Origin of the sequence: Vibrio sp. 10N.261.55.A10, assembly GCF_041470825.1 — a bacterium.
GTDB classification, from domain to species: domain Bacteria; phylum Pseudomonadota; class Gammaproteobacteria; order Enterobacterales; family Vibrionaceae; genus Vibrio; species Vibrio crassostreae_C.
This window is the reverse complement of the sequence record NZ_JBFRNC010000119.1, coordinates 1-6,295: the sequence shown is the minus strand read 5'-3', so window position 1 is coordinate 6,295 and position 6,295 is coordinate 1. Positions and strand designations below refer to the sequence as shown.

General features: G+C 43.5%; 6 protein-coding genes and 4 tRNA genes. 3 read left to right on the top strand and 7 right to left on the bottom strand.

All coding sequences use genetic code 11. From position 1 onward, the window contains the following. The 5 genes from AB4274_RS21935 to AB4274_RS21915 form a co-directional block, all read right to left on the bottom strand. On the bottom strand, window positions 1–143 hold a 143-nt coding region (locus AB4274_RS21935; protein ID WP_240798929.1), incomplete at its 3' end, for a GTP-binding protein. 94 nt (window positions 144–237) lie between these two features. After that, window positions 238–313: transfer RNA gene (locus tag AB4274_RS21930), tRNA-Thr, on the bottom strand. Between the two features lie 13 nt (window positions 314–326). Then, a tRNA-Gly gene (locus AB4274_RS21925) sits at window positions 327–401 on the bottom strand. Between the two features lie 39 nt (window positions 402–440). Continuing rightward, window positions 441–525: transfer RNA gene (locus AB4274_RS21920), tRNA-Tyr, on the bottom strand. A gap of 44 nt (window positions 526–569) precedes the next feature. After that, a tRNA-Thr gene (locus AB4274_RS21915) sits at window positions 570–645 on the bottom strand. A gap of 210 nt (window positions 646–855) precedes the next feature. On the opposite strand from AB4274_RS21915, the gene coaA reads away from it, so the two are divergent. After that, on the top strand, window positions 856–1,779 hold the full coding sequence (gene coaA, locus AB4274_RS21910) for a type I pantothenate kinase (protein ID WP_017066910.1): 924 nt from the start codon (window positions 856–858) through the stop codon (window positions 1,777–1,779). 7 nt (window positions 1,780–1,786) lie between these two features. Here coaA and birA read toward each other — a convergent pair whose 3' ends face one another. Next, window positions 1,787–2,752: a bifunctional biotin--[acetyl-CoA-carboxylase] ligase/biotin operon repressor BirA gene (gene birA / locus AB4274_RS21905; RefSeq protein ID WP_017059800.1), complete on the bottom strand. Its 966-nt coding sequence runs from the start codon at window positions 2,750–2,752 to the stop codon at window positions 1,787–1,789. Further along, window positions 2,749–3,795, bottom strand: a complete 1,047-nt coding sequence (gene murB, locus AB4274_RS21900) for a UDP-N-acetylmuramate dehydrogenase (protein WP_017059799.1) — start codon at window positions 3,793–3,795, stop codon at window positions 2,749–2,751. Before murB ends, birA begins: the two co-directional genes overlap by 4 nt. Before the next feature lie 66 nt (window positions 3,796–3,861). On the opposite strand from murB, the gene AB4274_RS21895 reads away from it, so the two are divergent. Together AB4274_RS21895 and pssA are read left to right on the top strand one after the other, a co-directional pair. Beyond that, complete coding sequence (locus tag AB4274_RS21895; RefSeq protein WP_017059798.1) at window positions 3,862–4,293, top strand: GNAT family N-acetyltransferase; 432 nt, start codon at window positions 3,862–3,864, stop codon at window positions 4,291–4,293. Window positions 4,294–4,384: 91 nt separating this feature from the next. Further along, complete coding sequence (gene pssA / locus AB4274_RS21890; protein ID WP_372113236.1) at window positions 4,385–5,725, top strand: CDP-diacylglycerol--serine O-phosphatidyltransferase; 1,341 nt, start codon at window positions 4,385–4,387, stop codon at window positions 5,723–5,725. Window positions 5,726–6,295: the final 570 nt, after the last annotated feature.

Genomic DNA, 6,295 nt, shown 5'->3' with positions numbered 1-6,295 from the left:
GCGAAATCTTTAGCAACACCACCGTACACTTTTGCAAGTGTAGTACAGATAGCAGCAGTTAGAGTTGTTTTACCGTGGTCAACGTGGCCGATAGTACCAACGTTTACGTGCGGTTTCGTACGTTCAAATTTTTCTTTAGACATGGGGTGTCCCTCTAGGTACGGATTAGGTGGCTTAAAATAAGACCACGCAACCAAAAAAATGGTTTTCTTTATTAAAGGAGAAGAAGCTTTAGACTGGTGCTAATACCCAGAGTCGAACTGGGGACCTCACCCTTACCAAGGGTGCGCTCTACCGACTGAGCTATATCAGCACACAAAATGAGTTGGAGCGTGCAGCGGGAATCGAACCCGCATCATCAGCTTGGAAGGCTGAGGTAATAGCCATTATACGATGCACGCAACACGTAACTCTGTTTGAGCTATTTAACCTTTAGAATATGGTGGAGAGGGACGGATTCGAACCATCGAAGGCAGTGCCAACAGATTTACAGTCTGCTCCCTTTGGCCACTCGGGAACCTCTCCAAATTTTGAGCTTTCTCTCGCTTGCCTTATAGGAAGGGAGAAAGTGGTGCCGACTACCGGAATCGAACTGGTGACCTACTGATTACAAGTCAGTTGCTCTACCTACTGAGCTAAGTCGGCACAAGTGGGGCGCATTTTATTGAATGATTTTCCACCTTGCAATAGTAAATTGAAAAAAAGTGCAAAATTCTCTGACCAAACTCCTACATACGGCTATTTAGCTCAAGGTTTACGTCTTTAACCCGCATCTAGTACAGGAAGATATTTTATTTATCTATCGCTTGATGTATTTTCCATGCACTTGTTTTGTTATCCACTATAGAGTTTTGTATGAGCCCATTTATGTCATTTGACCGCGAACGTTGGTCTGAGCTAAGGAATTTAGTTCCGATGACACTTTCTGAGAGCGACTTAAAAGAGCTTCAAGGCATCAATGAAAAGCTCACAATGGAAGAGGCAGTAGAGATCTATCTACCGCTATCTCGTCTATTGAACCTCTATGTGGCAGCCAGACAGAATAGAAACTCGGTACTCCACCAATTTCTAGATAAGAAAGAGAAAGCGCCACCTTTTATCATCGGTATTGCGGGTAGCGTAGCTGTTGGCAAAAGTACCACTGCGCGTCTGCTTAAAGCCCTACTCTCTCGCTGGGAAAACCACCCAAAAGTTGAACTAGTGACAACCGATGGCTTTTTATATCCAAACGAGGTGTTAGAAGAGAAAGGGTTGATGAGCAAAAAGGGCTTTCCTGAATCTTACGATATCAAGCGTTTAGTGAACTTTGTTTCGGATGTAAAAGCTTGCAAGAGAAATGTCACAGCCCCTGTTTACTCGCATCTTACGTACAATATTACTGATGACGTTAAGTGCGTCGACCTACCAGATGTGCTTATTATTGAAGGGCTTAATGTTTTACAAACCGGAATGAATTATCCACACGAGCCACATCGCGTGTTTATTTCAGACTTCCTTGATTTCTCACTCTATGTTGACGCTGATAGCCAACAAATCAAAGAATGGTACGTCAATCGCTTTATGAAATTCCGCGATGGCGCGTTTACTAAGCCTGGCTCTTACTTTAGTCATTACACTAAATTATCGAACCAAGCCGCATTGGACAAAGCAGAAGGTATCTGGAGTTCAATTAATGGCTTGAACCTTGAACAAAATATCCTTCCGACAAGAGAAAGGGCTCACCTGATTCTACGTAAAGGCGCAGATCATATGGTTGAAGAAGTGTTACTAAGAAAATAGTAACGCCTTAGTCGCCTTTTCTTAGCGATATCTCGCCACCAATATAGCTCTCGACACCATTCTCAGTTTTGAGCAATACAGCACCTTGTTCATCGATGCCTTGAACAACACCTTCAATTTCTCTAGGTCCAATGATCAATCTAACATTGCGACCTAAGAAATTATCCAAGCGGTTCCAACGCTCTAAAAAATTGGACATTCCTTTCAACTCGTAGTCGACAAGTGACTTATCCCAAGCATTGATCAGAGCCTGCGCTAACTGGTTACGGTCTGGCACCTTCCCATCACACACTTCTTTAAGGGAAGTCCATGGCTGGCCAATACCTGATGTTGTTGGATCCATGGATAGGTTTAGCCCTAAACCAATCACAATATGCGCAGCGCCACCAGACTGTCCTGACAGCTCGACCAAGATACCTGCAAGCTTCTTGTCATTGTGGTAAAGGTCGTTCGGCCATTTAAGCTTTACACCTTCTACGCCCATCTCTTCCAAAGCTTCAACAACAGCTACACCAACCACAAGGCTTAAGCCCATTGCGGCAGCCATCCCCGCGTCGAGTCTCCAATACATTGAAAGATAGAGGTTTGCACCAAATGGTGATACCCACTCTCGTCCACGGCGTCCACGACCCGCAGCTTGATATTCAGCAATACAGACAGAACCCGATTCGAGGGTGTTAGTGCGCTCTAATAGGTGTTGGTTTGTAGAACCTATGATGGGAATGAGTTCAAGAGAAGCATCGCGACTAACTGCAGACAATTTGTCTTGGTCAAGCATATCCAAACGACTGGCTAGTTTGTAACCCTTGCCTTGTACTCGGTAGATATCTAAACCCCACTCTTGAATACCTTTAATGTGCTTACTGATAGCCGCTCGTGATACGCCAATCATTTCACCTAGGTCTTCACCTGAATGAAACTCACCGTCAGCAAGACATCTCAATAGTGCAAGCTTGGTACTGTGCTCTCTCATGCCAATGACTCCAAAGCCTTATCCAAGTTTGTCTCGCAGTCTCGTCCCATAAAGCGCACTTCATGTTCCAATCGAATATCGAATTTATTCAAAACGGACTGGCGCACTCGCTCTGCAAGCTTAAGGATATCCACAGCAGAAGCCTCATCATAATTGATAATAACCAATGCTTGGTTGGGGTGAACCTGAGCGCCACCTTCTGTCACACCCTTGAACTGGCATTGATCAATCAGCCAGCCAGCAGCAACTTTGATCATGTCATTACTCTCATAACCAACCATATTTGGATATAGAGCTAACAAGCGATCAAAATGATCTTTGGTGATCACAGGGTTTTTGAAGAAGCTACCCGCATTCCCTTGTACTCTAGGGTCTGGCAGCTTACTTGAACGGATAGCACACACTTCATCAAATATAGTGCGAGGGGAGAGCGTATCGGCTGCTAGGCTTTTTAATGGGCCATAGTGATTGCATGGCTCCCACTCTTTCGGCAACGTTAAACCAATCGCAACAACAATCGCTTTATCGTAGAGAGCGTGTTTGAAAATAGAATCTCGGTAACCAAAGAGACACTCTTCTTTGCTTAATCGCTTAACTGTATAAGTATCCAGACACAGGATATCGACATACTCGCATACGTCTTGTAGCTCAACACCATACGCACCAATATTCTGAATCGGAGCAGAGCCGGAACAGCCGGGTATCATTGCTAGGTTTTCTAGACCACCCAGCCCTTTATCCACACTCCACTCAACCAAGCTTGGCCAATCCTCGCCACCACTCACATGCAGTAGGTGATGACTGTCCGTCTCGGCCAGCTCAATCCCGGCTAATTTATTCACGATGACCAGGCCAGCGAAGTGCTCAGTAAAAAGCATATTACTGCCCTTACCCAGTATTAACTTAGGCAAAGCTGACCATTTAGGGTCTTTGTAAAGCGAAATAAGTTCTTCGGTAGTGGTGACTTCAACCAACGCATCACACGTCTGATCGATGGAAAAAGTATGAACATTTTTTAAACTAGCATTGAGATGGAATTGCATGGCGATATTCAATTAACTTACACTGCGGTCATTCTACAGCAGATAAACCAATGGCGCAGTGACTGAATGAACAATGTCATCATTACTCAATTAGACCCAGTAAAGGTTCCCCTAGTTAAACGTTTCTATAAAGAACATTACCCAACGGGAAAAGCGAATAAGAGTGAACTGATCTATTCGTTATTGCTGAATAACGAACTGTGCGGTGTCGTGCGTTTTCGTACAATAGAAAATAATCGCTTACTTACCGGTATGGCGATATCAAAACAACATCGTGGTCAGCAATTAGGCTCCCAGCTTATGGATTATTGTGCGCAACATACGCTTACGGAAGATGATTACTGCTTTGCGTACGCTCATCTCACCAATTTTTACGCGCGACACAAATTCGTACAAGTAGACCCTAAAGATCTACCAAATGGTTTAAGAGTTTTATACGAGCGCTATTCGAATAGCGGAAAAGATCTCATTCCTATGCATTATCAGCAAAATTGTTAGAGAATGCCTCGATTATCTAGTATTTGGTGCTATCCCTTTGGTAAAATTAAAGGTTCGCAATTTTGCATATTTTTAAGGTAAAACAGTCAATATGATTGCCAGTAGGAATCCATTCATACAGTTGCCAACCATAGCGCAGAATCCTGACAAGTTTGAAGTACTACTATCAGCGCAAGAGTTTCGAACTCGCCTACTTAATGAAATATCTCGCGCAACGACTCGTATTAGTTTAGTCGCTTTGTATCTTGAAGATGATGAGGCTGGCCGTGAGATCCTAACTGCCTTATATGAAGCAAAGCAAAAGAATCCAGAATTAGACGTGAGCGTTTGTGTCGATTGGCACCGGGCGCAGCGTGGATTGATTGGCGCAGAGTCTTCTGAAGGCAATGCAGCCATGTATAAAGAGTTCGCAGAGAAATATCAACATTCTGTGCCTGTCTATGGCATTCCCGTTCGCGGCAAAGAAGTCTTTGGCGTATTGCACTTAAAAGGCTTTATCGTCGATGATAGCGTGATATACAGCGGTGCAAGCCTTAACAATATCTATCTGAATTACCATGACCGCTATCGCTTTGATCGTTACCATGTTTTAAACAATGCAGCTCTTGCTGACTCAATGTTTGCCTACGTACACGAACAGATGGTTGCGGACAGCGCTGTTTATGACCTGGCTGATAAGAACAAGCCTGCGACCAAAGAACTGAAACCAGCGATTCGTCAGTTTCGAGCATCATTGGCAAGGTCTCAGTATCAATTCGAAGGGCAAGAGGTTTCAGCAGAGCAAGTGGCTGTAACACCATTGGTTGGTATCGGTAAAAGACGTAACCGTCTGAATCAGGGAATCAACCAACTCGTCGCTCAAGCTAAAGATGAAATCTTCATCTGCACACCTTACTTCAACTTCCCACCTAGCCTAGCTAAAGAAGTGAAGAAAGCACTTAAGCGTGGCGTAAAGGTCAGCATTGTTGTTGGTGATAAGACAGCGAATGATTTCTTTATCTCACCAGAAGAAGAGTTTAAAACGATTGGTGGTTTGCCATACCTTTACGAACTGAACTTACGCCGTTTCGCTAAAGCGAATGAAGCTCATATTGCTAGCCGTAATCTATCAATTCGACTTTGGCAACACGATTCCAATAGCTTCCACCTAAAGGGCATTTGGGTAGATAAGCGCTACATGCTACTAACAGGTAATAATCTAAATCCACGCGCATGGAAGTTGGATCTAGAGAACGGTATCTTTATCCAAGATAACTACCATCACCTAACAGACAAGTTTCAGGCTGAAGTGGATAACATCCTTCAACACACTCAGCTTATCTGTACTTATAAGCAGTTAGACAAGGTAGAGAGCTACCCGATGGAAGTTCAGAAGTTGATTCGTAAGATCACTCGTGTGAAAGCCGATAGGGTGCTTAAGCAAATACTGTAGTCGATGTATTAGAGACACTATTTATCAACGCCTAGCAAACGCTAGGCGTTTTTGTATCTACGAGATAGCTATTTAGGTTTGTTTGATGGTCTTTCGAATCAACATCTCTATTTATGCACAGTGAGTGTGATAGCTTGAAGTGTTAAGCATCCTACCTTTTCCTTAGTCAGTCTCAGGGTTCCAGATACGTGTATCAGGTATGGTTTAGATAGCAGCTAAACGAGTACCAATACGAACATAATCGACAATTACCCTTTACGTATTCAAGCAATAAAGTCTCACTCCTTAGGGCGAAGTACGTACGCGATAGAGAATTTCACATAGTAAAACAATCAGATTAGTGCTCTGCTCTATTTAGCTTAAGAGTTAGAAGTGACCACCTATATTCCCAAGCAGCACCTCCCGATATATAGAGAAGTACTTCATAGCTAGCGATAAGGATCTACTACTAAAACCCAAAACACATACGCAGGAAACGACGAAAGCCTAGTCGTCAGACTAGGCTTTCTGATATGTGCCGGAATAGCATGAAGTGCAGGGGCTCGGTGTCTTTATACCAATTAAAGTAAA

Bases quoted from the DNA above. Each gene is read 5' to 3' on its own strand.
- murB (WP_017059799.1), bottom strand. From the start codon at position 3,795: ATGCAATTCCATCTCAATGCTAGTTTAAAAAATGTTCATACTTTTTCC.
- AB4274_RS21895 (WP_017059798.1), top strand. From the start codon at position 3,862: ATGAACAATGTCATCATTACTCAATTAGACCCAGTAAAGGTTCCCCTA.
- coaA (WP_017066910.1), top strand. From the start codon at position 856: ATGAGCCCATTTATGTCATTTGACCGCGAACGTTGGTCTGAGCTAAGG.
- pssA (WP_372113236.1), top strand. From the start codon at position 4,385: ATGATTGCCAGTAGGAATCCATTCATACAGTTGCCAACCATAGCGCAG.
- birA (WP_017059800.1), bottom strand. From the start codon at position 2,752: ATGAGAGAGCACAGTACCAAGCTTGCACTATTGAGATGTCTTGCTGAC.